This is a genomic window from Lacicoccus alkaliphilus DSM 16010 (assembly GCF_900142805.1).
Classification (GTDB): domain Bacteria; phylum Bacillota; class Bacilli; order Staphylococcales; family Salinicoccaceae; genus Lacicoccus; species Lacicoccus alkaliphilus.
The window spans coordinates 18,650-41,688 of sequence record NZ_FRCF01000015.1; the positions used below are offsets into that span (position 1 = coordinate 18,650).

Genomic DNA, 23,039 nt, shown 5'->3' on the forward strand with positions numbered 1-23,039 from the left:
TCATGTCATCAGCTAATGTAACAAACTCTAAATTAAGGCTCTTTTCACTAACCAGCAACGAACCGCTTGCAGAGGAGATTTCGCGACATATCGGAATACCGCTCGGTGCCTGCGAAGTCAACCACTTTTCCGATGAGGAAGTTTCAATCAGCATTGAAGAAAGCGTCCGGGGGTGTGATACATTCGTCATCCAGTCGACTTCCCAGCCAGTCAATGAACATCTGATGGAACTGCTGATCATGGTGGATGCATTGAAGCGTGCATCAGCCAAAACAATCAACCTGGTCATCCCGTATTATGGTTATGCGAGACAGGACCGTAAAAGCCGCTCCCGTGAACCGATTACGGCGAAGCTCGTTGCAAACCTGCTGGAAACCGCCGGGGCGGACAGGGTCATTTCGCTGGATCTGCATGCACCGCAAATCCAGGGTTTCTTTGATATTCCGATCGATCATCTGATGGGTGTGCCTTTATTGAGTGATTATTTCTCGGAAAAACAAGATCTGAACTTTGAAGATGTGGTTGTAGTATCACCGGATCACGGGGGCGTGACACGTGCCCGTAAAATGGCGGACCGCCTGAAGACACCGATCGCGATCATTGATAAGCGGCGTCCAAAACCGAATGTTTCCGAGGTGATGAACATCGTGGGTGATATCGACGGAAAAACGGCCATCATCATTGATGACATCATCGATACAGGCGGTACGATCAAACAGGCGGCACAGGCCTTGGTGGACAAGGGGGCAAAAGAGGTTTATGCCTGCTGTACACATCCTGTGCTATCCGGGCCGGCCATCGAAAGAATTGAGAGTTCCATCATAAAGGAATTGGTGGTCACCAACTCCATCCAGCTGGCGCAAGATAAAAAGATAGACAGGATCACAGAACTCTCAGTGGGTGCGCTGATCGCCCAGGCCATCGTGAGAGTCTATAAAGAGGAATCGGTCAGCACTTTGTTCGATAATTAAAAGTTTTTTTACAAAACTGCGGGTAATATGTTATTATTGTTTGTGCTATGTGTTAAATTGGACATAATACATTGTCTGTTATATGAAAGGTGGAATTATTACCATGGCAAAATTAGCCTCGGCAAATAGAGAAGCAGGAACTCGTTCATCTGTAAAACAACTGCGCAATAACGGTCAGGTACCGGCAGTCGTATACGGATATCAAGTTGAAAACACATCAGTTTCAGTTGATGAAGTCGAATTCATCAAGGTCATCCGTGAAGTGGGCCGTAACGGTGTGATCGATTTGGACCTGAATGGTGAAGCGACGAAAGTGATGGTTTATGACTATCAGTTCGATTCACTTAAAAACCAGATCAATCACATTGATTTTGTGGCGATCAACATGAAAACGGAAGTGACTGTTGATGTTACAATCGACATCACCGGCGAAGCAAAAGGTGTTGAAGAAGGTGGTATCGTAGAGCAGCCGATCTTCGAAGTACAGGTTACTGCGACACCGGATAACATTCCGGAGACATTGGAAGTGGATGTCAGCGAACTTGAAATCGGTGATACGCTGTATGTATCCGATGTTAAGACGACGGGTAACTTCACTATCGAAAACGAAGATGATGAAGCGCTCGTAACAGTCGTACCTCCGCAAAAAGAGGAAGAGCTGGATGAAGACGAAGAGTCAGAAGAATCTGCAGAGGAATCCACAGAGGAATCCGCAGAAGACACTGAAGAAGAATCTTCACAGGAGTAATATATCAAAGAACAGGCGGTGGGCGACCATCGCCTTTTTTAATGTTGTATGAGGTGAGGAAATGAGATGTATCATTGGGCTTGGAAATCCAGGTAAGAAATATGAACTGACACGTCATAATGTCGGCTTCATGGCAATAGATGAAATTGCTTCCGGATTGAATATTGAACTATCCAACCATAAATTCAAATGCAACTATGGCATAGGCGTTCATGAAGGTCACAAGGTGATGCTCGTGAAACCCCAGACATTCATGAACTTATCCGGGGAAGGCGTAAGGCCGCTGCTGGATTATTACAATATCGATCTTGAGAAGGTCCTCGTCCTTTATGATGACCTTGATCTGCCGCTGGGCAGGCTGCGCTTAAGGAAAAAAGGCACCGGCGGCGGGCATAACGGGATGAAATCCCTGAACCAGCACCTTAAGACCGAAAATTATAAGCGTATCCGCATCGGCATAGACCGTCCGTCCGGAGGGATGCCGGTGGTGAAATATGTGCTCAGTAAATTCTCGAGTGAAGAACAGCCCCGGCTTGAAAAGGTCGTTGAAAGGACGGGCGAGGCATCAATCAGTTTCATCAGCGAACCTTTCGAGGAAGTCATGACCAAATTCAACGGTGATGTCGATGGATGAGAAAGTATTCAAGCGCATACGGAATGACGAGAGGTTTCTTGAAGTTTCAAAACATGACAAGAAGGAGAACCTGCTGGTCACAGGTGTGAATGAAGATTTCAAGGCGACGCTCCTCTATCAGCTTTACGAGATGAACAAGAGGCCGTACATTGTTTTTGTACAGAATAACCACCAGATGGAAAAACTCGCAGCGGTCCTGATGGACCTCATGGAAGATAATGTCTATACATTTCCTGTCGGGGACATCATGATTGAAAACCATTCGAAACAGAGTCCTGAGTTCATCAAGTCAAGGATGACGGCAGCCTATGCTCTGGCACACAATGTGCCGGGGCTGTTCATCGTCCCTGTACATGCGCTCATGAAACCCCTCATGCCTAAAGAGAAGCTCCTGACTTACCAGCGAACCTTTAAAAATGCGGATATGGTGGATTATGATGATTTGATCGAATATCTGGTCAGCATCGGTTACAAACGGCTGTCCAAGGCCCAAAACGCCGGGGAGTTTGCAGTCCGCGGGGACATCATCGATATCTACACCCCGGAAGCGCTTTACCGGATGGAGCTCTTCGGCGATGAAATCGATTCCCTGCGCATCATAGACCCGGAAACCCAGCGTTCGATAAAAAATACAGACGCATTCACTCTGGAGCCGTATGCTGAATATGTGCTGGATGCAGGTGACAGGGAACGGCTGCTGGAAAAGATCAGGGAAGCGTATGAACAAGATGCGGACCATCTGGATGAAGCGGGGAAAGAAGCATTAAACGCGCACTTCGAAGAAGTGACGCACCCGGACCTCGCTTTCGAGCATCTGACCCGGTACGCACATCTGCTCCATGAATCGGGAAATTCAATCATCGACTATATAGAGGATGATCATCATGTGATGGTCGATGAAGTGACGAACATCACTTCGGCATATGAAACAGAGTTATCTGCCGTCAGCGAATTTTACAGTTCGATGGTGGAGGCGGGGAAAATCCTCAAAGGCGGAGGCAGCTATCTTGAAAGGCAGCTTGACCGCCTCCTGTCGTTGAAAGGCAGCACATATTTCACGCTTTTCACTAAAAGCATGCCTGTGGAAATCGGGAAGATCGTCAAAATATCGGTGCGTCCGACTGAAATCTACTACGGGCAGTATGATATCCTTGCTTCAAACCTGAACAGGATGCTGCAGGATGACTACCTCATCAATATCATCTTAAGGAATGAGGAGGAGCTTCAGAAGACCAAGCAGATGCTGGACGACCTTAAAATCACCAGTTATATACATGAAATCCCCGTAGACAGCGGCATCGTGCTCACGACGGGCGAGATGCCGAAAGGCTTCATCCTGCCGTTCATGCATGTGGCTGTGCTGACCTCAAAAGAACTTTACAATAAGACGATCAAGAAGAAGAAAAGGCGTCAGAAACTCTCCAATGCCGAAAAGATAAAATCCTACCAGGACCTGAACGCCGGTGATTACGTCGTTCATGTGCACCACGGCGTCGGGCGTTACCTTGGCATAGAGACGATGGAAGTCGGCGGCATCCACAACGACTATATGAAGCTGCAGTACAAAGGGACGGATCAGCTCTATATACCGGTTGATCAGATGGATCTCGTCCAGAAATATGTATCGAATGAGGACAATGCGCCGAAGATGCACAAGCTCGGCGGTACGGAATGGAAGAAGACGAAGGCCAAAGTCGAAGCGAGTGTCAATGAAATCGCGGATGAGCTCATGAAGCTTTACCAGGAGCGCGCTCAGGCACAGGGCTTCAAGTACTCTACGGACAATGATATGCAGCAGGCGTTCGAAGACCGGTTCCCTTATGAGCCGACCCCGGACCAGGTGGCCTCGGTGAATGAAATCAAAAACGATATGGAAGCAATCAAGCCGATGGACCGCCTCCTGTGCGGCGATGTGGGTTACGGTAAAACCGAAGTGGCCATCCGTGCGGCCTTCAAAGCTGTCCAGGATAACAAGCAGGTGGCATTCCTCGTGCCGACCACGATACTGGCAGCTCAGCACTTCGAAAGTCTGATCGAAAGGATCGAGGATTACCCGGTGAATGTCGCGATGATGAGCCGTTTCAGGACCGCCGCGCAGAATAAGAAGACACGCGAGGGCCTGAAGGAGGGCACGGTGGACATAGTCGTCGGTACACACAAAATCTTGAGCAAGGATGTCGAGTTCAAAGATCTCGGCCTGCTCATCGTCGATGAGGAGCAGCGCTTCGGCGTCCGGCATAAGGAGCGCATCAAGCAGCTTAAGACAAACGTGGACGTGCTGACGCTTACGGCAACACCGATACCGAGGACGCTCCACATGAGCTTATCCGGGGTGAGGGACTTGTCGGTGATAGAGACACCGCCTGAGAACCGCTTCCCCGTACAGACTTATGTGCTGGAGTATAACGGCAATTTCGTCCGGGAAGCGATTGAAAGGGAGCTCGCCCGGGACGGGCAGGTGTTTTATCTCTATAATCGGGTAGATACAATTTATCAGAAGAAAGCCCATATCGAATCTTTGGTGCCGGATGCGAATGTCGGCGTCATGCATGCCAAAATGACCGAAAAAGAGATTGAGGAGACGATGCTTGCATTCGTCAATAATGAGTTTGATGTCATCGTGACGACGACGATCATAGAGACGGGTGTGGACGTGCCGAATGCGAACACACTGATCATCGAGGATGCAGACCGTTTCGGGCTCAGCCAGCTCTATCAGCTGCGTGGCCGGGTCGGCCGGAGCAACCGCATCAGCTATGCCTATCTGTTCCATCAGCCGAATAAAGTGCTCACGGAAGTCGCCGAAAAGCGTCTTGAAGCGATCAAGGAGTACACAGAGCTCGGCAGCGGGTTCAAAATTGCAATGCGTGATTTGAATATACGCGGCGCCGGAAATCTGCTTGGCAAACACCAGTCCGGCTTCATCGACTCCGTCGGTTATGAGCTGTATTCCGAAATGCTCGAATCCGCAGTCAGGGAAAAACGCGGCATCGAAGAGGAAGAGAAGCCGCTCAACATACCGATCGACATCACCCTGGATGCTTATATACCCGGTACTTACATCACCCACGAGCAGTCCAAGATCGATATATACAAGCGCTTGAGAGCTGCGAATTCCATTGATGCGGTGATGGATATAGAAGATGAACTGATCGACAGGTTCGGGTCATATCCCGGGGAGGTCGAAAACCTGCTCCAGCTTGTACGGGTGAAAGTCTATGCCCTGATGTACGGCATTTATCAGGTCAAGGAAGCAGGCGGTAAAATCCACCTTCATGTCTCCAAAGCGGCGACGGCGCAGGTGGACGGCGAAAAACTGTTCATGGATACAAGGGATTACGGACGCATGCTCCAGGTGGAGGTTCAGGACGGGGAACTCAAAATCACCGTCGCCACCAAAGACATCAGGAAACTCGTCAGCGTCATGGAAGATATACAAGACAGTCGGATGGAGGTTGCATGATGCATACAATTAACATTATCGGACTCGGGAGTTCGGACATCGACAGCATGCCGCTCGGCATCTGGAAAGAGATAAAAGCTTCCCGGAATCTTTATTTACGGACCGAAGACCATCCGGTCACGGATACGATGAAAGCGGAAGGGCTTGAATGGCATGCCTTTGATGAAGTGTATGAAAGCAATGACACTTTTGAAGACACTTACGCCGAAATATGCAATCGTCTGGCGCAGGCTGCAGAGACGTCGGATGTGGACTATGTCGTTCCGGGGCATCCTTTATTTTACGAAACGACGACGGCACTTTTGATGGCACGTGCAGAAGAAGAAGGGTTCCGAGTCAATATCACAGGCGGGCAGAGTTTCGTGGATGCCGTCATCACAGCAGCCGGTGTGCCGGTCAATGACGGATTCCAGCTGCTCGATGCAACGGATTTGGAGCTTCGGGATCTATCCCACAGGAAACATACGATCATCACCCAGGTGTATGACCGTTTCAGCCTGAGTGATGTCAAACTGACCCTGCTCGATCATTATCCGGCGGAGGCGGAGGTCAAAATCATCGTGGCGGCAGGGAGCAGTGACGAGATGGTTTATGAAACGCCGCTGCATGAAATCGACCACCTGGAAGTCTCGAGCAATCTGATGGCGCTTTTCATACCGCAAATGACGCTTGAAACGCAGGAGGTAAAATCGATCCATCATATGATGGGGATTTTTGATACACTTGTCGGTGAGGACGGATGCCCGTGGGATAAAGTCCAGACGCATGAGTCGCTTGAGAAATATCTGATCGAAGAGGCATACGAAGTGATTGAAGCGGTCGAGCGTGAAGATGATGATGCCATCGTCGAAGAGCTGGGTGATATACTGCTTCAGGTGGCACTGCATTCCGCCATCGGGAACAAGAGGGGCCATTTCGATTTCATGGATGTCCTTGGAGGCATGACGCAGAAAGTCATCAGACGCCATCCTCACGTCTTCTCGGATGCGGTCGTTGAAAACATGGATGATTTGAATGACGTCTGGCAGAATGCCAAAAAGGCCGAGGGCAAAAAAGAAAAGGTCAAATATGAAAAAGAATACGGGGAGAAGGTTCTGAGTTGGATGAAGGAGACGATCCACAATCAGAAGACACTGTCCGATCAAGTGGAGGAAAAGGAGGATATGGATGAGACTCGATAAATTTTTAAAAGTGTCACGTCTGATCAAAAGGCGGACACTCGCAAAAGAAGTGAGCGACGAAGGCCGTGTGAAAATCAACGGATATACAGCCAAAGCAGGAACGGTGCTGAATGTTGGCGATGTCGCCAAGATCAGATTCGGCAATAAAATCATGACGGTTGAAGTGCTCATGCTGGAGTCGCACGCCAGAAAAGAAGAAGCGGGAAGGATGTACAGGGTCATCAGCGAAGAAAGGACCGAAAAAGAGGAAAAAGAAGAGGGAATCAACGAATTTCTGTAGAAATCATTCTGAAAATAGTGTATTTTAAAAGTGAGAGCTGATGATGAGGAATGGACGTGGTGCTGTGAACAGAAAAGTTATAAAATTACTCAACAGCTACACCAGGAAAAAAGAAACGGAGAAAAAGGTGCTGACGGGTGAGCAGCGCGTCAGCAGAAGAAGAACGCTGCTTTTCAGCAGTCTCATGCTGATGGTTGCGGGTATCCTGCTGGTCATGGCCCTGCATCAACACCATCAAAATTCACTTTTAAAAGACGAAGTGGTCTCAAACGAAGAGATCCTTGAAAATAAAATCACCGAAGTCCGGGACCTGGAACAGAAAATCAAGCAGTTGAACGATGATGACTACATCATGCGCATAGCGCGCAGTGAGTTCTTCTTGTCCGAAGAGGGGGAGATCATTTTCAATCTCTCGAGTGACGAAGATGACGAAAGTGTTGCAAGTGAAAATGGAACGGGAGAATAATCATTACATATGTAATGATTATTTTTCAATTTTATAGTATCATGTATAGAGATAACAGTAATTGGGAGGATATTAATTAAACATGTCATTAGAAGTGGGCAGTAAAATCACAGGGAAAGTTACAGGTATCAAACATTTCGGTGCGTTCGTCGAATTGCCGGACAGGAAGAACGGATTGGTGCACATCAGTGAAGTGGCCGATCAGTATGTAGAAGATATCAATGATCATTTGAGTGTCGGCCAGGAGGTGGAGGTCAAAGTACTGTCCATCGGTGATGACGGTAAAATCAGCCTTTCCATAAAAAAGGCAAAAGAGAACAAACCTAAACCAAGACCTCGCAAAGAAGCGTCACCAAAAGATTTTGAGGAGAAACTTTCATCTTTCCTTAAAGACAGTGAAGACCGGCTTTCCACGATCAAAAGACAGACAGAATCCCGTCGCGGCGGGGGAGGGCGCAAATAAAAAATCAAGACGATTACTAGTAATCGTCTTATTTTATTTTATGTAAAAAATTTGGGGGCTGAAATGGCAGGGAAGAATGAAAAATTGATGCATGTGACATGGGCACCATCCGACATGATTGCGCTGGCAGTGTCGGGCGGGATCGATTCCATGGTGTTATATCATATGCTGCGGACCGGTTATTCACATACGTTCGATAAGCTGATTTTGCTGCATGTCAATCACGGCCTCAGGCCTGAGGCTGCAGATGAAGAAAAATACATAAAAGATCTCGGTGCCCGGCACGGCCATACGGTGGAAGTGAAGCATCTTTCCATGGCTGCGGATTTTTCCCAGGCAAAAGCAAGGGCCCTGCGCTACCATTTTTTCAAGACGGAGTGCCTGGCGCATGGTGCAGCCGTCCTTCTGACGGCCCATCACAGGGATGATCACCATGAAACGATTCTTCATCAGCTGCTGACGGGCAGGCACCTCAATGCTGCGCTCGGTATAAAAAGGGCCGGCATGGTCGAGGGCCTGCCGGTGGCCAGGCCGCTTGCCGGTTTATCCCGTGCAATGATAGATGATTATCAGGAAAAGCAACACGTGCATTACTTCGAGGACGAGACGAATGCAGGGGATGACTATACCCGAAACTATATACGGCACCATCTCATGCCGGTGATCAGAAACAGTCCGCACCTCCATGAAGGGAGTCTTGATCGGGTCGCAGAAGATATGGATGAGCTGAAGGCCCTGGCGCGCACGAGGGCCGGCGAGTTCATAAACCGGTCCGAAGGTATGGTGCTTGGAAGGGGTGCATTGAATGACGAGCCTCACGTCATTCAAGTATTCATCGTGCAGCAGTGGCTCGATCTCCACGGTGTCCAGCCGGGGAGGAAATTCATCGAAGAGCTGCTCGGTGTCATTCACAGTGACACACCTCAAAGTGATTTATATATTGGAGATAAAGTCATCAAAGTGAGGTATGATGAGCTGTTTGTGGATAATGTTGATGAAAAACATGTAAAATCAATGGATGAAGGGTTTTTAATCAGCCAAAACGGATCATACCGCTTCAACGATCACCGGATCGAAGTCGACCTGCCGGTAGAGATGTTGCCCCTCACCGTACGCTCGAGGGCGGAAGGTGATGTGATGAGGCTTAAGCATACCGGCAGGAAGAAGCTGTCGAGGATCTTCATCGATAACAAGGTCCCGCGGGAGGACCGGGAGCAAATCCCTGTGATCGTTGATGAAGACAATGAAATCATTGCACTGGGCACGATATATAATATAATTGAAACACGAGAAAATTATAATGGCTTAATTATTTCAAAGGAGAAAACTCATGAGTTTGAAGAATGATATCAGTGAAGTGGTTTTATCGGAGGAAGATATTGAACAGATTGTGACACGCCTGGGCGAGACGCTCACAAAAGATTACGAAGGAAAAACACCGATCATGGTCGGTCTCCTGAAAGGCTCCGTTTTATTCATGGGGGACCTGATCAAGAAGATAGATACACATCTGGAAATAGACTTCATGGATGTATCAAGTTACGTGGGTACAAAATCGACGGGGGAGGTCCAGATCCTGAAAGACCTCTCCGGATCGGTCGACGGCAGGCATGTACTGATCGTCGAGGATATCATCGAGACCGGAACGACGCTGAATTCAATCATCGATCTGATCAAATATCGTAATGCTGCATCGATTGAGATCGTCACATTGCTGGATAAGCCGGTGAACAGGAAACTGCACGTCGACGTCAAGTACATAGGAACGGAAATTCCTGATGGTTTCGTCGTGGGATACGGCCTGGATTTTGATGAGAAATACCGGAATCTGCCTTATATCGGGCTGCTTAAACCGGAGTTTTATTCATAGAACATATAAGTGGAATTAATTGAAGATATTATGATATTATTTTTTTTAGTGTATTAGAAATGGAGGATTACGAATGCCGAAGAATACAGGTCGTAATATGATACTAATCCTTGTATTAGTTGTCATCATGTTTGGTATTTTCTCACAATTTAATGGTACTGGCGGCCTTGAAGAAGAGCTGCAGTACAATGAATTTTTAGAACAACTTGAAGCCGGCAACGTTGAAGAATTACTTATCCAGCCGGACAGGAATGTCTATTTGATCGAGGGGCGTCTGAGCACCCAGGAAGAGGCGGAATCATTCACCTCCGTCATTCCATATAACAGTGTGGACGATCTCGACAGCATCCTGGATACGGCACGGGCTCAGGACGGTCTGAACTTCGCAGTTGAGCCTGCTGACCAGCAGAGTCCATGGACGACGATGCTGTTTACATTCATTCCGTTGCTGCTCATACTGTTCCTCTTCCTGTTCCTGATGAGCCAGGCCCAGGGTGGCGGCGGAGGCGGCGGCAAGATGATGAACTTCGGCAAATCCAAAGCGAAGCTCTATGACCAGAATAAGAAAAAGGTCCGCTTTGACGATGTCGCCGGTGCAGACGAAGAGAAACAGGAATTGATAGAAGTCGTGGACTTCCTGAAAGATCACCGGCGTTTCGACAAGATCGGTGCGCGTATTCCCAAAGGTGTGCTTTTGGTGGGGCCTCCGGGTACGGGTAAAACGCTGATCGCAAGAGCCGTTGCAGGGGAAGCGGGCGTGCCGTTCTTCTCAATCAGTGGTTCCGACTTCGTGGAAATGTTCGTCGGTGTCGGTGCATCCCGTGTGCGTGATCTTTTTGAAAACGCAAAAAAGAACGCGCCATGCATCATTTTCATCGATGAAATCGACGCAGTCGGACGCCAGCGTGGCGCCGGTGTAGGCGGCGGTCATGACGAGCGTGAACAGACTTTGAACCAGCTGCTCGTCGAAATGGATGGGTTCGGTGAAAACGAAGGCATCATCATGATTGCTGCAACAAACAGAGCGGATATTTTAGACCCTGCGCTCCTGCGTCCCGGACGTTTCGACAGGCAGATCCAGGTTGGCCGCCCGGATGTCAAAGGGCGTGAAGCAGTGCTTAAAGTCCACTCACGCAATAAGCCTCTGGATGATACAGTCGACTTGAAGTCAATTGCACAGCGTACGCCGGGCTTCACCGGAGCGGACCTTGAAAACCTGCTTAATGAAGCGGCGCTCGTTGCAGCAAGATATAATAAGACGAAGATCGACATGCGTGACGTTGATGAAGCGACGGACAGGGTCATTGCAGGCCCTGCCAAGAAGAGTAAAGTGATTTCCGAAAAAGAGAGGAATATCGTGGCATTCCATGAAGCCGGCCATACCATCATCGGCATGGTGCTGGATGATGCGGACATGGTCCACAAAGTCACCATCGTTCCCCGCGGGCAGGCAGGCGGCTACGCTGTCATGCTTCCTAAGGAAGACCGTTACTTCATGACCAAGCCCGAGCTCGAAGATAAAATCGTCGGCCTGCTTGGCGGACGTGTCTCCGAAGAGATCAACTTCGGTGAAGTGTCGACGGGTGCCCATAATGACTTCCAGCGTTCAACAAGCATTGCGCGTAGCATGGTTACGGAATACGGTATGAGTGACAAGCTCGGCCCGTTGCAGTTCGGTGAATCGAACGGCCAGGTGTTCCTGGGTAAAAGCATGCAGGGAGATCCAAACTATTCTGATAAGATTGCTTATGAAATCGATCAGGAAATGCAGAACATCGTCAAAACGCAATATGAGCGCTGCCGTCAGATACTGACCGACCATAAGGAACAGCTTGTCTTGATTGCAGAAACACTGCTTGAAGTCGAAACTCTGGACCGGGGACAAATTGAAGGTTTATTCTACGACGGCAAACTGCCGGTGAGGGAATACGAAGATCATACGGATGATTCCAGCCTTGAAGATTCCGGCGGACAAGGGAAAATCGGCAAATCATTTGAAGAAGTGAAAAAAGAAGCAGAAGATAAAGAAAGCTCTTCTGAAGATTCCGACCGCAGTCCGGAAGAACGTCCGGACATGGTCAATGAACCGGCAGACCGTGAAGATGACGGGCGTCTTGGTGAACAGAGAAGACATGCAGAAGAGCAGGATGACGATAACAGGAGATAAGAGAGAAAATAAGTACATCAAAAGTCGCCGCGAGGCGACTTTTGATGATTCAGGAGGAATAAGATGAGTGATCATTTGGTAAGAGGATTGGGATTGAACGATGAAATCCGTATATTGGCAGTGGATACGACTGAAACGATCAATGAAGCGGTGAGCCGCCACGGTGCATATCCTACGGCAGCAGCGGCGCTCGGTCGTGCCATGACCGCAGCGGTATTGATGGGTTCAATGCTGAAGAACGAAGAAAAGGTGACAGCCACCATTGAAGGCGGCGGACCGATCGGGGCAATCGTGGTCGACAGCAATGCGGATGGTACGGTCCGGGGCTATCTGGGCAATCCGCATGTCCATTTTGACCTGAACAGTTCAGGCAAGCTTGATGTGAAACGGGCAGTCGGCACTGAGGGGGCCCTGAGGGTTGTAAAAGATATAGGTTTAAAAGAGCATTTCACAGGTTCCACTGAAATAGTATCTGGTGAAATTGCCGAAGATTTTTCCTACTATTTCTATGCGAGTGAGCAGGTGCCTTCCATCGTGGGGCTCGGCGTGCTGGTCAACCCGGATAATACAATCAAAGCTGCAGGCGGCTTCATCATCCAGGTCCTCCCGGAAGCGGGGGATGAGACGTTTGAGTTCCTTGACGCACGGGCGAAGGAAATGTCACCCGTATCCCAGCAGATTGACAAGGGGCTGTCCCCGCGCGAGATTATAGATGAAGCGATTGGGGAAAAGAACTGGAGAGAGCTCGGTGAAATGCCGGTTTCCTTCGAATGCAGCTGTTCGAAAGAGCGGTTCCTGAACGCCATCGCGGCACTTGATCCCTCGGAAATCATGTCAATGATCCAGGAAGACGGCGGAGCTGAAGCAGACTGCCATTTCTGCCGCAACAAAGTATGGATTGACAAAGAAGAGCTGAAAGAACTGATTACGCACTAATTTATTGTAATGCAGCGGTTTGCGTGCTATATTCATAGTGACAAACTAGGAAAAGGGAGGGCTTTCTTTGAGCAAAGTCTATAACAACATTTCAGAAACGATCGGCAACACACCTCTTGTAAAACTGAACAGCCTCACTGATGAAAACAGCGCAGATGTATATGCGAAATTGGAATTCATGAACCCGGGCAGTTCCGTAAAAGACAGAATTGCACTGGCGATGATCGAAGCGGCAGAAAAAGAGGGGAAGCTTGACAAAGATACTTCAATCGTCGAACCGACAAGCGGCAACACCGGTATCGGCCTTGCAATGGTTGCTGCAAGCAAAGGTTATAAAGCGACCCTCGTCATGCCTGATACAATGAGTAAAGAGAGACGTAACCTGCTGCGTGCATACGGGGCGGAACTTGTTCTCACACCCGGTGCCGACGGCATGAAGGGTGCCATTAAAAAAGCGGGCGAACTGGCGGAAAAAGAAGGTTATTTCATGCCGCAGCAGTTCGAAAACATGGCGAACCCTGAGATCCATGAAAAAACGACCGGTGTTGAATTGGTCAATCAGATGGAAGGACTTTCCATAGACGGCTTCATCTCCGGCATAGGTACGGGCGGCACAGTCTCAGGTGCAGGCCGTGTACTGAAGGCACATCACCCTGATGTGAAGATCGTGGCGGTTGAACCGACGGATTCCGCGATTTTGAGCGGGAAAGATCCAGGGCCGCACAAGATTCAGGGAATCGGCGCAGGCTTTGTGCCGAAAACATTGAACACGGAAATCTATGACGAAGTTGCGACGGTCACGAATGAAGAAGCGATGGAAACCGGCCGTGAACTGGCAGCAAAAGAGGGCATACTCGGCGGTATATCTTCCGGGGCTGCAGTTAAAGTCGGCCTCGATTTAGCGAAAGCACTCGGTAAAGGTAAAAATGTCATTGTCGTCCTGCCTTCAAACGGCGAAAGATATCTATCCACCGCATTGTTCAACTTCGATGATTAATCTGTAAAACCAAACAGGAATGACTGTGAATAAGCTGCCCGGCAGCTTACCCGCAGTCATTTTTTATTTACTCTTTCCTGATGTCCGCAATTTCCCCGGATCACCGTATTTTGAAGTGTGGAATCGTTGATCACAAACGTGTTATAATGTGTCTGTTCAAATTCTAAATATAAGAGGTATGTGTCATGGAAAAACTTAAAATCATGGGAATACTGAACATCACGCCGGACTCATTCAGTGATGGCGGCAAATATCATGATGCCGGAAGCGCGGTTGAACGCGCACATGAAATGGTCGAAGAGGGTGTGGACATCATAGATGTCGGCGGTTATTCCACGCGCCCGGGGCATTCGGAAGTCACGGAAGAGGAAGAAATCAGACGAGTGAAGCCTGTCATTGAGGCAATCAGGGGTTTGGGCGTTGATATATCCGTGGATACGTTCCGTTCGAATGTGGCAAGGGAGGCAATCGCGGCAGGTGCAACGATGATCAATGACCAGTGGCGGGGTACATATGATGAAGCCATTCTTGATGTGGCAGCTGAATTTAATGTGCCTATTTTCCTGATGCATAATAATCATCATGAAAAATATGATGATGTGGTCGGGGATATGATTGAAGAGCTTACGGAATCCGCAGCGCTTGCATTATCACATGGCGTTAAAAAGGAAAATATATGGCTTGATCCGGGGATCGGTTTTGCCAAGACGCGCAGGGAAGAGCTTGAGGTCATGCGGCGGCTCGACGAGCTTGTCGCCGTGGGCTATCCGGTTTTACTTGCGACCAGCCGTAAGCGGATGATCAAAGAACTGATTGATGGTGACTCGCAGGCCGGGGAGAGGGACACAGCGACCGCTGCAACCACGATTTACGGCCTTGAAAAAGGTGTGAAGGCCGTACGGGTCCATAATATCGGCATCAACCGCCAGCTGGCGGATGCCTATGTCAGACTACGGGAAGATATGGATGGATAATATCAAAATAAATGGAATCAAAGTATATGCATACCACGGTGCCCTCGAAGCGGAGCGTGTGCTCGGGCAGTTTTTCATCATCGATGTCACGATGTATCTGGACTTGAGGACGGCTTCAGAGGACGATAATTTGAACGGTACAGTGCATTACGGGGAAGCATACGAACTTATAGAGCAGATCGTCAAGAGCGAACCGGTCAATCTGATCGAGCACCTGGCCGGGAAAGTTTCAATGGCCTTGTTTGACCGGTATGATAAAATATTAGAGATGGATGTTACAGTGACCAAACCGAGTCCGCCTATCGACGGACACTATGAAGATGTGAGCATCACAATAAACAGAAAGCGGGAATTTTGATGGCAAATGTTTATCTTGGCATGGGCAGCAACCTGGGTGACCGGGAAGAAAATCTGGAAAGTGCAATCGACGCCTTGAACAGTTTTGATGAAATTGAAGTGACGAAACGATCATCGGTTCTGGAAACTGCACCTTATGGGAAAACGGACCAGCCTGAATTCCTGAATATGTGTGTTGAAATCGATACACGCATGTCACCGCTCACCCTGCTTGAGACGGTTCTCGGCATTGAGCATTCTCTCGGACGCATCAGGGAAGAAGTGTGGGGGCCGAGAATCATTGACATCGATATTCTGCTTTATGAGGATCTGGAAATCGAACTGGATGACCTCTCGATTCCGCATAAAGAGATGCAGAAGCGCAGTTTTGTGCTGGAGCCCCTTGCTGAAATCGCACCGCATGTGAAACATCCGAAACTCGGAAAGACTGTCGTCGAGCTGAAGGAAGATCTGGAGCGGGGTGACTGACATCTTTAAAATAGGTGATGTGGAAATCAGTAACCGTGTCGTTCTTGCCCCGATGGCCGGTGTGAGCAATGCTGCATTCAGGCTGACGGTGAAGGAATTCGGCGCCGGCCTGGTATGTGCTGAAATGATCAGTGACAAAGCGCTTCTTGCGGGCAATGAAAGAACGATGAAGATGCTGTATATTGATGAAAATGAACGGCCCATGTCCCTTCAGATATTCGGTGGAGAGAAGGATACACTGGTCGAAGCGGCGAAGTATGTGGATCAGAATACGAATGCGGATATAATAGACATCAATATGGGATGCCCCGTCTCAAAAATCATACGATGCGAAGCAGGGGCGAGATGGCTGCTCGATCCTGAAAAGATTTATGAGATGGTCAAAGCGGTCACCGGCAGCGTATCAAAGCCGGTCACCGTCAAGATGAGGACCGGGTGGGATGACGACCACATCTATGCCGTTGAAAATGCCAGGATGGCTGAGCGTGCCGGTGCAGCGGCGATCAGCATGCACGGCCGTACAAGAGTGCAGATGTATGAAGGTGAAGCCGACTGGAAAATCATCAGACAGGTCAAGGAAGCAGTGGATATCCCCGTCATTGGGAACGGCGATGTCAGCAGTCCGGAACTTGCCCGGGCGATGCTTGAGGAAACGGGTGTCGATGCCGTGATGATCGGACGGGCCGCCCTCGGCAACCCCTGGATCATTTACAGGACCGTCCATTACCTGGAGACCGGCGAACTGATTGATGAGCCGGATTACGAAAGCAAGATTGAAGTGATGAAGCTTCATATGGATCGGCTGATTCATCTGAAAGGTGAAAAGATTGCTGTAATGGAGATGCGCAAGCATGCTTCATGGTATTTAAAGGGCATCAAAGGCAACGGACATGTCCGTAAAGCGATCAACCAGGCGATGACAAGAGAGGAAGTCATAAGAATTGCAGATGACTTCATCGTGGAATTGAAAGAACGGCAGGAAGAATCAGCAGTTCAAAAAAACTAAGGAGTGTTCAGTGTTGACAGAAGAAATGAATGACCAGGTGAGTGTCAGAAGAGAAAAGATGCAGCAATTGATTGATCTCGGCATCGATCCTTTTGGTGAAAAATTTGAACGTACATCATATTCAGACGAGCTCAAAATAGACTGGGACCAATATACAAAAGATGAGCTTGAAGAAAAAGAAGGTGAATCCGAGACGGTGGTCGCAGGGCGCCTGATGACGAAGCGGGGCAAAGGGAAGGCGGGCTTTGCACACCTCCAGGATATAAACGGCCAAATCCAGATCTATGTCAGGAAAGACCAGATCGGTGATGAGGATTTCGATAATTTATGGAAAGAGGCCGATCTCGGCGATATCATCGGTGTCAGAGGTGTCATGTTCAAAACGAACACCGGTGAGCTGTCGATCAAAGTGCAGGACTTCAAACTTTTGACGAAAGCACTCCGCCCGCTGCCTGATAAATATCACGGACTGAAGGATATCGAGGAGCGCTACCGTAAACGTTACCTGGACTTGATCACCAGTGAAGATTCGAAGGAGACTTTCATCAAGCGCAGCAGAATCATACAGGAGATGCGGAATTACTTGAATGACCACGGTTTCCTTGAGGTCGAGACACCGATGATGCATATGATTGCCGGCGGCGCCCAGGCAAAACCGTTCATCACGCACCATAATGCACTCGATGTCGACCTTTTCATGCGTATTGCGATAGAGCTGCATTTAAAGCGGCTGATCGTCGGTGGTATGGAGAAGGTTTATGAAATCGGCCGGGTCTTCAGAAATGAAGGTATATCAACACGGCACAACCCTGAGTTCACGATGATTGAACTGTATGAAGCTTATGCGGATTACAATGACATCATGGACTTGACTGAAGAACTGATCGCATACATTGCAGAAAAAGTCACCGGCAGTACGACGGTACAGTACGGCGGTGAAGACATCCACCTTGGCACCGGCTGGAAACGCGTGCACATGGTGGATATGGTCAAAGAAGCGACAGGTGTCAATTTTTATGAGGTCAAATCCGATGAAGAGGCCCATGCCCTTGCCAAAGCGCATGGTATTGAAGTGAAGGACACAATGAAGTATGGTCATATATTAAATGAATTCTTCGAACAGAAAATTGAAGAAACGCTGATTCAGCCGACCTTCGTGTACGGTCATCCAATTGAAATATCCCCGCTTGCCAAACAGAATGCAGATGATCCGAGATTCACGGACCGTTTCGAGCTGTTCATCGTCGGACGCGAACATGCGAATGCGTTCACCGAGTTGAACGACCCGATTGATCAGAGAAACCGATTTGAATCCCAGGTGGCGGAAAAAGAAGCGGGTAATGATGAAGCCCATGATATGGATGAGGACTTCATAGAAGCGCTGGAATACGGTATGCCGCCGACAGGCGGGCTCGGAATCGGTGTGGACAGACTGGTCATGCTGCTCACGGATTCAGCGAGCATACGCGATGTCCTGTTGTTCCCTTACATGAAACAAAGATGATATGAAGTGGAAGTGCAAAGCCCGAAGAATCAGGTTTTGCACTTTTTATGCATGAAAACGTATTCATTCTCTTTAGGGGTTTATTTATATGCGAGTTCATGTATAATTACAATCATTATGTAAGTCAGGAGTGGGGAATATGAATCGTGATATTTTAAAAGATGTAAATCGTGTCGTGATTAAGATTGGAACGAACTCCATCATGAAATCCATAAGCGAAATCGACTATCATAAGATGGACCGCCTTGCATTCGTTTGTGCGACCCTTCGGCAGCAGGGGTGTGATGTCATACTGGTGGCATCCGGTGCCGTCGGTGTCGGGGCGAGCATGATGAACCTTGATGAGTACCCTGAAGATATCGCCGAAAAGCAGGCGCTTGCTTCAATGGGCCAGGGTGAACTCATCAATCTATACAGCCGGTTCTTCCAGCATTATGACCAGCATGTGGGTCAAATACTTATGACGCGTGACATCGTCAATTATCCGAGTTCATATGCGAACTGTAAGACGGCGATAAACTCGCTGCTCAAAAATAATATCATGCCGATCATCAACGAGAATGATGCGGTGTATGTCGATGAATCCGGCCACTGTTCAAAATTCGGTGAGAATGATACGCTCTCAGCTGTGGTTTCGGAAGTCGTGGATGCTGATCTGTTGATTATACTCAGCGACATAGACGGGCTGTTTGATGCCAACCCTCATACGGAAGCGGATGCGAAGCTGATTCCTTTCGTGGGGGAAATCGATGATGAAATATTAAACATGGCAGGCGGTGCCGGCTCTGTCTTTTCTACAGGCGGGATGGAAACGAAGCTCGGTGCGGCAAAACGTATGATGGACAACGGTAAGAGCATGATGATCGCTTCAGCGAAAGATCCAACAATCGTCTTTGACATACTGGAAGGTGCGGACGTCGGAACTTTATTCAAAAAAGAATCTGTGGAATTAATGATACAGGGGGATGAATGATATGACTGAAACAATGATGGCAGAGCAAAGTATTCTTCAGAAAATGGGACAAAACGCCAAAAATTCTGCGAAGGTATTGAGGAACCTGCCTGCAGGTGATAAGAATGAGGCGCTGTATGCAATGAGTGCAGCAATTGAGGATAATCATGAGAAGATATTGAAAGCGAACGCTGAAGATATCAAAAACGGCAAAGAGAATGGATTGTCGGATGCGTTGATCGAGAGGCTGACCTTGAATCCCGACAGGCTTGAAGGCATGCAGGAAGGCTTGAAGAAGATGGCGGGACTGGAAGATCCGACTTCAAAAAGTGACGGTCAGTGGGTCAATGATGTCGGGCTTAAAATCAGCAAGAAAAGAGTGCCTCTCGGGGTCATCGGCATCATTTACGAATCGCGTCCGAATGTGACGGCCGATGCTTCGGGGCTTTGCCTGAAGGCGGGGAACGCCGTCATCTTAAGGGGTGGTAAAGAGGCGCTGAACAGCAATGCCGCAATCGTTGAAGTGCTGCAGGCGGGACTCGCGGAAACCAACGTGCCCGAGGAAAGCATCCAGCTGATCACAGATCCGTCCAGGGCGCTCGCCACCCAGTTCATGCAGTTCAATGAAGGGGTGGACTGCCTGATACCGAGGGGCGGTGCGGGATTGATCCAGGCTGTGCTGAAACAGGCGACTGTGCCGGTGATAGAGACTGGCACGGGGAACTGTCATATGTATGTCCATGAATCCGCTGATATGGAAATGGCCGCTTCACTGATCGTCAACGCGAAGACCCACAGGGTGTCGGTGTGCAACGCGCTGGAAACCCTGCTTGTGGATGAAAGTGTTGCAGAGGACGTCCTCCCGATGTTTGCTGCTGCGCTGGAAGAAGCGGGTGTCACGATACACGGTGATGCAAGGACTTGCAGTCTCATCGGAAATGCAGTCGCTGCGGGAGAGTCGGATTATACCGATGAATACCTCGGGTACGATATCGCGGTCAAAGTCGTGGATGGATATGAAGAAGCGATCGTTCATATCGACAAATATTCAACCGGTCACTCCGATGCAATCATAGCGACGGATTACCAGGTCGTACAGGATTTCCTTAATGAAGTGGATTCCGCGGCTGTCTACGTCAATGCATCCACACGATTCTCGGACGGCGAGATGTTCGGCTTTGGTGGCGAGATCGGCATCAGCACCCAGAAGCTTCATGCCAGAGGGCCGATGGGCCTGGAAGCACTCACAAGCTATAAATATATCGTCGAAGGATCGGGACAGATCAGGGAATAGTGGTGTCATTCATTTCAATGACCGCATTAAACGTGGTATTTTGGAGATGACACTTAAATGAAAGGGGAGAGGTCGGATGGCTTCTGAAAAAATCTTTCCGCAGGGTGAACAGAGGACGGATAACTTCACTGGGGAAGTGTATTTTAATGTGTTATTCAATGAAGATGCGCCGTTGAATACACCGATTGCCAATGTGACATTCAAACCAGGCGGCAGGACGAAGTGGCATTCCCATGAAATCGGGCAGGTGCTGCTTGTCACCCATGGTGAAGGCTGGTATCAGGAAGAGGGCAAAGCGCTGCAGACGATCAAGGCCGGGGATGTCATCAACATCGATAAGGATGTCGTCCACTGGCACGGCGCCAAGAAAGACAGCGAACTGGTCCATCTCGCGCTGACCGCTGGTGAAGTGGAATGGATGGACCCGGTCGAGGATATTTAAAATGAAAATGAGCGAAGGGACCCTTCGCTCATTTTTGCATTTGAAGATTGTTGAGATGGGCCCGAAAATTATCGGCAAGCTGTTTCCGGTCCAGAATATCGAATGTTTGGATGGATTCCTCCATTAACTGGATGCCACGGGCTTCCTCCCCTGTGGAAAAGTGATGGAAGCCATTAAGATATTTTGAAACGTTTTTTTCATAAAGCATATACTGGTCTATTTCCAAGAGCTCTTCCAGAGTATCGTGAAACATTTTACTGTGGAAGGTTTCACCTTTCTCCAGAAGAATCAGTATCACATTCGTCAATGTTTGTATGGTGATCGTCCGGTGCTTTCCGATCACATGATAATATTGTGTATTGTTGATCATCTCGTTGGTCAGCATGACCAGTGCCTCAACGGTGAACAGGGAAATTGAATTGGCAAAAAGCACGATTTCATAATTGCACCATATATCCACTTCCATCAGATGATCGATCAATTTGGGCTCCCGGTCCTCCCAGTCATATTGATCTTCGTCGAGGTCTTTGATCAGGGCAGAGAGCATGATCGCATTCAATTCGAAGAATTTGATGTTTCTTTCTTCATATTTCCTGGACTGACCGTCTCTGAGTGCAAGAATTTTATCGACGTCACGATTTATGTAGTGTTCCTTCATATCCAGTATAAGTTGTTCAAATTCGCTCAGTTCAAATTCTTTTTCGGCGTGGAAGAATTCTTCAACGGTGATATTCAATTTATCCAGTATCATCAGCAATTTGTTGATGGTGATTTCGCTGACGCCGCGTTCGAATTTGGACAACTGGGCGATTGACAAGTCGTTGTCACATACTTCCTTCATTGTAAGGTTCCGTGACTGTCTGAATTCCCTGATCAGCATACCTATGGACTGATTGGACATTTCCCTCACCTCTGATGTCGATTTGATATTAAACATACTATAAGAATCTTCATAAGTAAAAAGAAAACAATAGACATATTGATTTTCATATATGAAAACTTTTGATGAAGTCAGAATATTCGTAGTACAATTAAACCATCACAAAGAGGTGGGGGAGATATTATGAAAAGAGCAATGAGTTTCATTACTGCAATTGCGTTGACAGGAATACTCACAATCGTTGGCACAAAGAGTTTACCGGTTGATCCTATCCTTTATTTAATGTAAGACACGACTCTCCAGAAGCACCATTGATTATGTTATACATTTTTGTATAAATACATTAGCTCCCAAAAGCAGGCGAAAACCTCAATCATATTGAGTGTTTTCACCTGCTTTCCCTTTTTACACTTTAAAATGTTAAGATAGTGTTGACATTGTAACGAGTGATATATTATGATGTATTAGTATTCATCATCCGGTGAACGGAGAATTAGCTCAGCTGGGAGAGCATCTGCCTTACAAGCAGAGGGTCGGCGGTTCGAGCCCGTCATTCTCCACCATTTCTAAAATTCAATCTACATATTGCGGAAGTAGTTCAGTGGTAGAACATCACCTTGCCAAGGTGGGGGTCGCGGGTTCGAATCCCGTCTTCCGCTCCATTTTCATTAAGCGGTTATACCGTTTTATTTTTTTGAAGGCAGTCAAAACAACTTAGCGGGAAGTAGCTCAGCTTGGTAGAGCACTTGGTTTGGGACCAAGGGGTCGCAGGTTCGAATCCTGTCTTCCCGACTTTTACAACGCGGGTGTGGCGGAATTGGCAGACGCGCTAGAATCAGGATCTAGTGTCTTCGGACGTGGAGGTTCAAGTCCTCTCACCCGCATCATTTTTATCATCCATATATTGTTACACGGGGGCTTAGCTCAGCTGGGAGAGCGCCTGCCTTGCACGCAGGAGGTCAGCGGTTCGATCCCGCTAGTCTCCA

General features: G+C 48.4%; 22 protein-coding genes and 5 tRNA genes. 26 read left to right on the plus strand and 1 reads right to left on the minus strand.

From position 1 onward, the window contains the following. Nucleotides 1-2: 2 nt before the first annotated feature. From BUA12_RS11945 to BUA12_RS12045, 21 genes are all read left to right on the plus strand, one after another. Nucleotides 3-971 carry a ribose-phosphate diphosphokinase gene (locus BUA12_RS11945; RefSeq protein ID WP_072710849.1) on the plus strand — a complete coding sequence of 323 codons (969 nt, stop codon included), beginning with the start codon at nucleotides 3-5 and terminating at the stop codon, nucleotides 969-971. 103 nt (nucleotides 972-1,074) lie between these two features. Further along, nucleotides 1,075-1,719, plus strand: coding sequence for a 50S ribosomal protein L25/general stress protein Ctc (locus tag BUA12_RS11950; RefSeq protein ID WP_072710850.1), 645 nt, complete (start codon nucleotides 1,075-1,077; stop codon nucleotides 1,717-1,719). Between the two features lie 61 nt (nucleotides 1,720-1,780). Continuing rightward, nucleotides 1,781-2,353 carry an aminoacyl-tRNA hydrolase gene (gene pth, locus BUA12_RS11955; RefSeq protein ID WP_072710851.1) on the plus strand — a complete coding sequence of 191 codons (573 nt, stop codon included), beginning with the start codon at nucleotides 1,781-1,783 and terminating at the stop codon, nucleotides 2,351-2,353. Next, nucleotides 2,346-5,816 carry a transcription-repair coupling factor gene (mfd, locus tag BUA12_RS11960; RefSeq protein WP_072710852.1) on the plus strand — a complete coding sequence of 1,157 codons (3,471 nt, stop codon included), beginning with the start codon at nucleotides 2,346-2,348 and terminating at the stop codon, nucleotides 5,814-5,816. The genes pth and mfd overlap by 8 nt, the downstream gene beginning before the upstream one ends. Then, a complete protein-coding gene (locus tag BUA12_RS11965; RefSeq protein WP_084670195.1) occupies nucleotides 5,816-6,997 on the plus strand; it encodes a MazG nucleotide pyrophosphohydrolase domain-containing protein in 1,182 nt (393 codons plus the stop codon). The genes mfd and BUA12_RS11965 overlap by 1 nt, the downstream gene beginning before the upstream one ends. Next, nucleotides 6,984-7,277 (plus strand): RNA-binding S4 domain-containing protein, encoded by a 294-nt coding sequence (locus BUA12_RS11970; protein WP_072710854.1) that lies wholly within the window; start codon nucleotides 6,984-6,986, stop codon nucleotides 7,275-7,277. Before BUA12_RS11965 ends, BUA12_RS11970 begins: the two co-directional genes overlap by 14 nt. Before the next feature lie 64 nt (nucleotides 7,278-7,341). Beyond that, a complete protein-coding gene (locus tag BUA12_RS11975) occupies nucleotides 7,342-7,743 on the plus strand; it encodes an FtsB family cell division protein (protein WP_245772817.1) in 402 nt (133 codons plus the stop codon). Between the two features lie 82 nt (nucleotides 7,744-7,825). After that, on the plus strand, nucleotides 7,826-8,206 hold the full coding sequence (locus BUA12_RS11980; protein WP_072710855.1) for a S1 domain-containing RNA-binding protein: 381 nt from the start codon (nucleotides 7,826-7,828) through the stop codon (nucleotides 8,204-8,206). Between the two features lie 63 nt (nucleotides 8,207-8,269). After that, nucleotides 8,270-9,553, plus strand: coding sequence for a tRNA lysidine(34) synthetase TilS (tilS, locus tag BUA12_RS11985; RefSeq protein ID WP_084670197.1), 1,284 nt, complete (start codon nucleotides 8,270-8,272; stop codon nucleotides 9,551-9,553). After that, nucleotides 9,543-10,076, plus strand: coding sequence for a hypoxanthine phosphoribosyltransferase (gene hpt, locus BUA12_RS11990; RefSeq protein WP_072710869.1), 534 nt, complete (start codon nucleotides 9,543-9,545; stop codon nucleotides 10,074-10,076). The genes tilS and hpt overlap by 11 nt, the downstream gene beginning before the upstream one ends. 73 nt (nucleotides 10,077-10,149) lie before the next feature. Next, nucleotides 10,150-12,243: an ATP-dependent zinc metalloprotease FtsH gene (ftsH, locus tag BUA12_RS11995; protein ID WP_072710856.1), complete on the plus strand. Its 2,094-nt coding sequence runs from the start codon at nucleotides 10,150-10,152 to the stop codon at nucleotides 12,241-12,243. A gap of 63 nt (nucleotides 12,244-12,306) precedes the next feature. Then, on the plus strand, nucleotides 12,307-13,179 hold the full coding sequence (gene hslO, locus BUA12_RS12000) for an Hsp33 family molecular chaperone HslO (RefSeq protein ID WP_072710857.1): 873 nt from the start codon (nucleotides 12,307-12,309) through the stop codon (nucleotides 13,177-13,179). Nucleotides 13,180-13,246: 67 nt separating this feature from the next. After that, nucleotides 13,247-14,176 (plus strand): cysteine synthase A, encoded by a 930-nt coding sequence (cysK, locus tag BUA12_RS12005; protein WP_072710858.1) that lies wholly within the window; start codon nucleotides 13,247-13,249, stop codon nucleotides 14,174-14,176. A 185-nt stretch (nucleotides 14,177-14,361) separates the two neighbouring features. Beyond that, a complete protein-coding gene (gene folP / locus BUA12_RS12010) occupies nucleotides 14,362-15,150 on the plus strand; it encodes a dihydropteroate synthase (RefSeq protein ID WP_072710859.1) in 789 nt (262 codons plus the stop codon). Beyond that, nucleotides 15,143-15,508: a dihydroneopterin aldolase gene (gene folB / locus BUA12_RS12015; RefSeq protein ID WP_072710860.1), complete on the plus strand. Its 366-nt coding sequence runs from the start codon at nucleotides 15,143-15,145 to the stop codon at nucleotides 15,506-15,508. The genes folP and folB overlap by 8 nt, the downstream gene beginning before the upstream one ends. Continuing rightward, entirely contained in the window at nucleotides 15,508-15,975 is a 468-nt protein-coding gene (gene folK / locus BUA12_RS12020; protein WP_072710861.1) for a 2-amino-4-hydroxy-6-hydroxymethyldihydropteridine diphosphokinase, read from the plus strand. The genes folB and folK overlap by 1 nt, the downstream gene beginning before the upstream one ends. A 1-nt stretch (nucleotide 15,976) precedes the next feature. Then, nucleotides 15,977-16,981 (plus strand): tRNA dihydrouridine synthase DusB, encoded by a 1,005-nt coding sequence (gene dusB / locus BUA12_RS12025; protein WP_072710871.1) that lies wholly within the window; start codon nucleotides 15,977-15,979, stop codon nucleotides 16,979-16,981. Nucleotides 16,982-16,994: 13 nt separating this feature from the next. Further along, nucleotides 16,995-18,485: a lysine--tRNA ligase gene (gene lysS / locus BUA12_RS12030; protein WP_072710862.1), complete on the plus strand. Its 1,491-nt coding sequence runs from the start codon at nucleotides 16,995-16,997 to the stop codon at nucleotides 18,483-18,485. Nucleotides 18,486-18,624: 139 nt separating this feature from the next. Further along, entirely contained in the window at nucleotides 18,625-19,458 is an 834-nt protein-coding gene (gene proB, locus BUA12_RS12035; protein WP_072710863.1) for a glutamate 5-kinase, read from the plus strand. Nucleotide 19,459: 1 nt separating this feature from the next. Further along, nucleotides 19,460-20,731 carry a glutamate-5-semialdehyde dehydrogenase gene (locus BUA12_RS12040; RefSeq protein ID WP_084670199.1) on the plus strand — a complete coding sequence of 424 codons (1,272 nt, stop codon included), beginning with the start codon at nucleotides 19,460-19,462 and terminating at the stop codon, nucleotides 20,729-20,731. Nucleotides 20,732-20,807: 76 nt separating this feature from the next. Further along, entirely contained in the window at nucleotides 20,808-21,173 is a 366-nt protein-coding gene (locus BUA12_RS12045; protein ID WP_072710864.1) for a cupin domain-containing protein, read from the plus strand. Between the two features lie 28 nt (nucleotides 21,174-21,201). Here BUA12_RS12045 and BUA12_RS12050 read toward each other — a convergent pair whose 3' ends face one another. Next, the gene (locus BUA12_RS12050) at nucleotides 21,202-22,110 is read right to left on the minus strand and encodes a helix-turn-helix domain-containing protein (RefSeq protein WP_084670201.1); all 909 of its coding nucleotides are present in this window, start codon (nucleotides 22,108-22,110) and stop codon (nucleotides 21,202-21,204) included. Nucleotides 22,111-22,540: 430 nt separating this feature from the next. Here BUA12_RS12050 and BUA12_RS12055 point away from each other — a divergent pair. The 5 genes from BUA12_RS12055 (at nucleotide 22,541) to BUA12_RS12075 (ending at nucleotide 23,039) form a co-directional block, all read left to right on the plus strand. Continuing rightward, a tRNA-Val gene (locus BUA12_RS12055) sits at nucleotides 22,541-22,616 on the plus strand. 24 nt (nucleotides 22,617-22,640) lie between these two features. After that, nucleotides 22,641-22,715: transfer RNA gene (locus BUA12_RS12060), tRNA-Gly, on the plus strand. Between the two features lie 56 nt (nucleotides 22,716-22,771). After that, nucleotides 22,772-22,845, plus strand: a tRNA-Pro gene (locus tag BUA12_RS12065). A 10-nt stretch (nucleotides 22,846-22,855) separates the two neighbouring features. After that, nucleotides 22,856-22,937, plus strand: a tRNA-Leu gene (locus tag BUA12_RS12070). Nucleotides 22,938-22,966: 29 nt separating this feature from the next. After that, a tRNA-Ala gene (locus tag BUA12_RS12075) sits at nucleotides 22,967-23,039 on the plus strand.

Excerpts from the sequence above, each read along its gene's own strand:
- BUA12_RS11965 (WP_084670195.1), top strand. The coding sequence starts at position 5,816 with ATGCATACAATTAACATTATCGGACTCGGGAGTTCGGACATCGACAGC.
- ftsH (WP_072710856.1), top strand. The coding sequence starts at position 10,150 with ATGCCGAAGAATACAGGTCGTAATATGATACTAATCCTTGTATTAGTT.
- BUA12_RS11950 (WP_072710850.1), top strand. The coding sequence starts at position 1,075 with ATGGCAAAATTAGCCTCGGCAAATAGAGAAGCAGGAACTCGTTCATCT.
- BUA12_RS11970 (WP_072710854.1), top strand. The coding sequence starts at position 6,984 with ATGAGACTCGATAAATTTTTAAAAGTGTCACGTCTGATCAAAAGGCGG.
- proB (WP_072710863.1), top strand. The coding sequence starts at position 18,625 with ATGAATCGTGATATTTTAAAAGATGTAAATCGTGTCGTGATTAAGATT.
- folP (WP_072710859.1), top strand. The coding sequence starts at position 14,362 with ATGGAAAAACTTAAAATCATGGGAATACTGAACATCACGCCGGACTCA.
- tilS (WP_084670197.1), top strand. The coding sequence starts at position 8,270 with ATGGCAGGGAAGAATGAAAAATTGATGCATGTGACATGGGCACCATCC.
- BUA12_RS12045 (WP_072710864.1), top strand. The coding sequence starts at position 20,808 with ATGGCTTCTGAAAAAATCTTTCCGCAGGGTGAACAGAGGACGGATAAC.
- BUA12_RS12050 (WP_084670201.1), bottom strand. The coding sequence starts at position 22,110 with ATGTTTAATATCAAATCGACATCAGAGGTGAGGGAAATGTCCAATCAG.
- BUA12_RS11945 (WP_072710849.1), top strand. The coding sequence starts at position 3 with ATGTCATCAGCTAATGTAACAAACTCTAAATTAAGGCTCTTTTCACTA.
- mfd (WP_072710852.1), top strand. The coding sequence starts at position 2,346 with ATGGATGAGAAAGTATTCAAGCGCATACGGAATGACGAGAGGTTTCTT.
- folK (WP_072710861.1), top strand. The coding sequence starts at position 15,508 with ATGGCAAATGTTTATCTTGGCATGGGCAGCAACCTGGGTGACCGGGAA.
- pth (WP_072710851.1), top strand. The coding sequence starts at position 1,781 with ATGAGATGTATCATTGGGCTTGGAAATCCAGGTAAGAAATATGAACTG.
- BUA12_RS11980 (WP_072710855.1), top strand. The coding sequence starts at position 7,826 with ATGTCATTAGAAGTGGGCAGTAAAATCACAGGGAAAGTTACAGGTATC.
- folB (WP_072710860.1), top strand. The coding sequence starts at position 15,143 with ATGGATAATATCAAAATAAATGGAATCAAAGTATATGCATACCACGGT.
- hslO (WP_072710857.1), top strand. The coding sequence starts at position 12,307 with ATGAGTGATCATTTGGTAAGAGGATTGGGATTGAACGATGAAATCCGT.
- BUA12_RS12040 (WP_084670199.1), top strand. The coding sequence starts at position 19,460 with ATGACTGAAACAATGATGGCAGAGCAAAGTATTCTTCAGAAAATGGGA.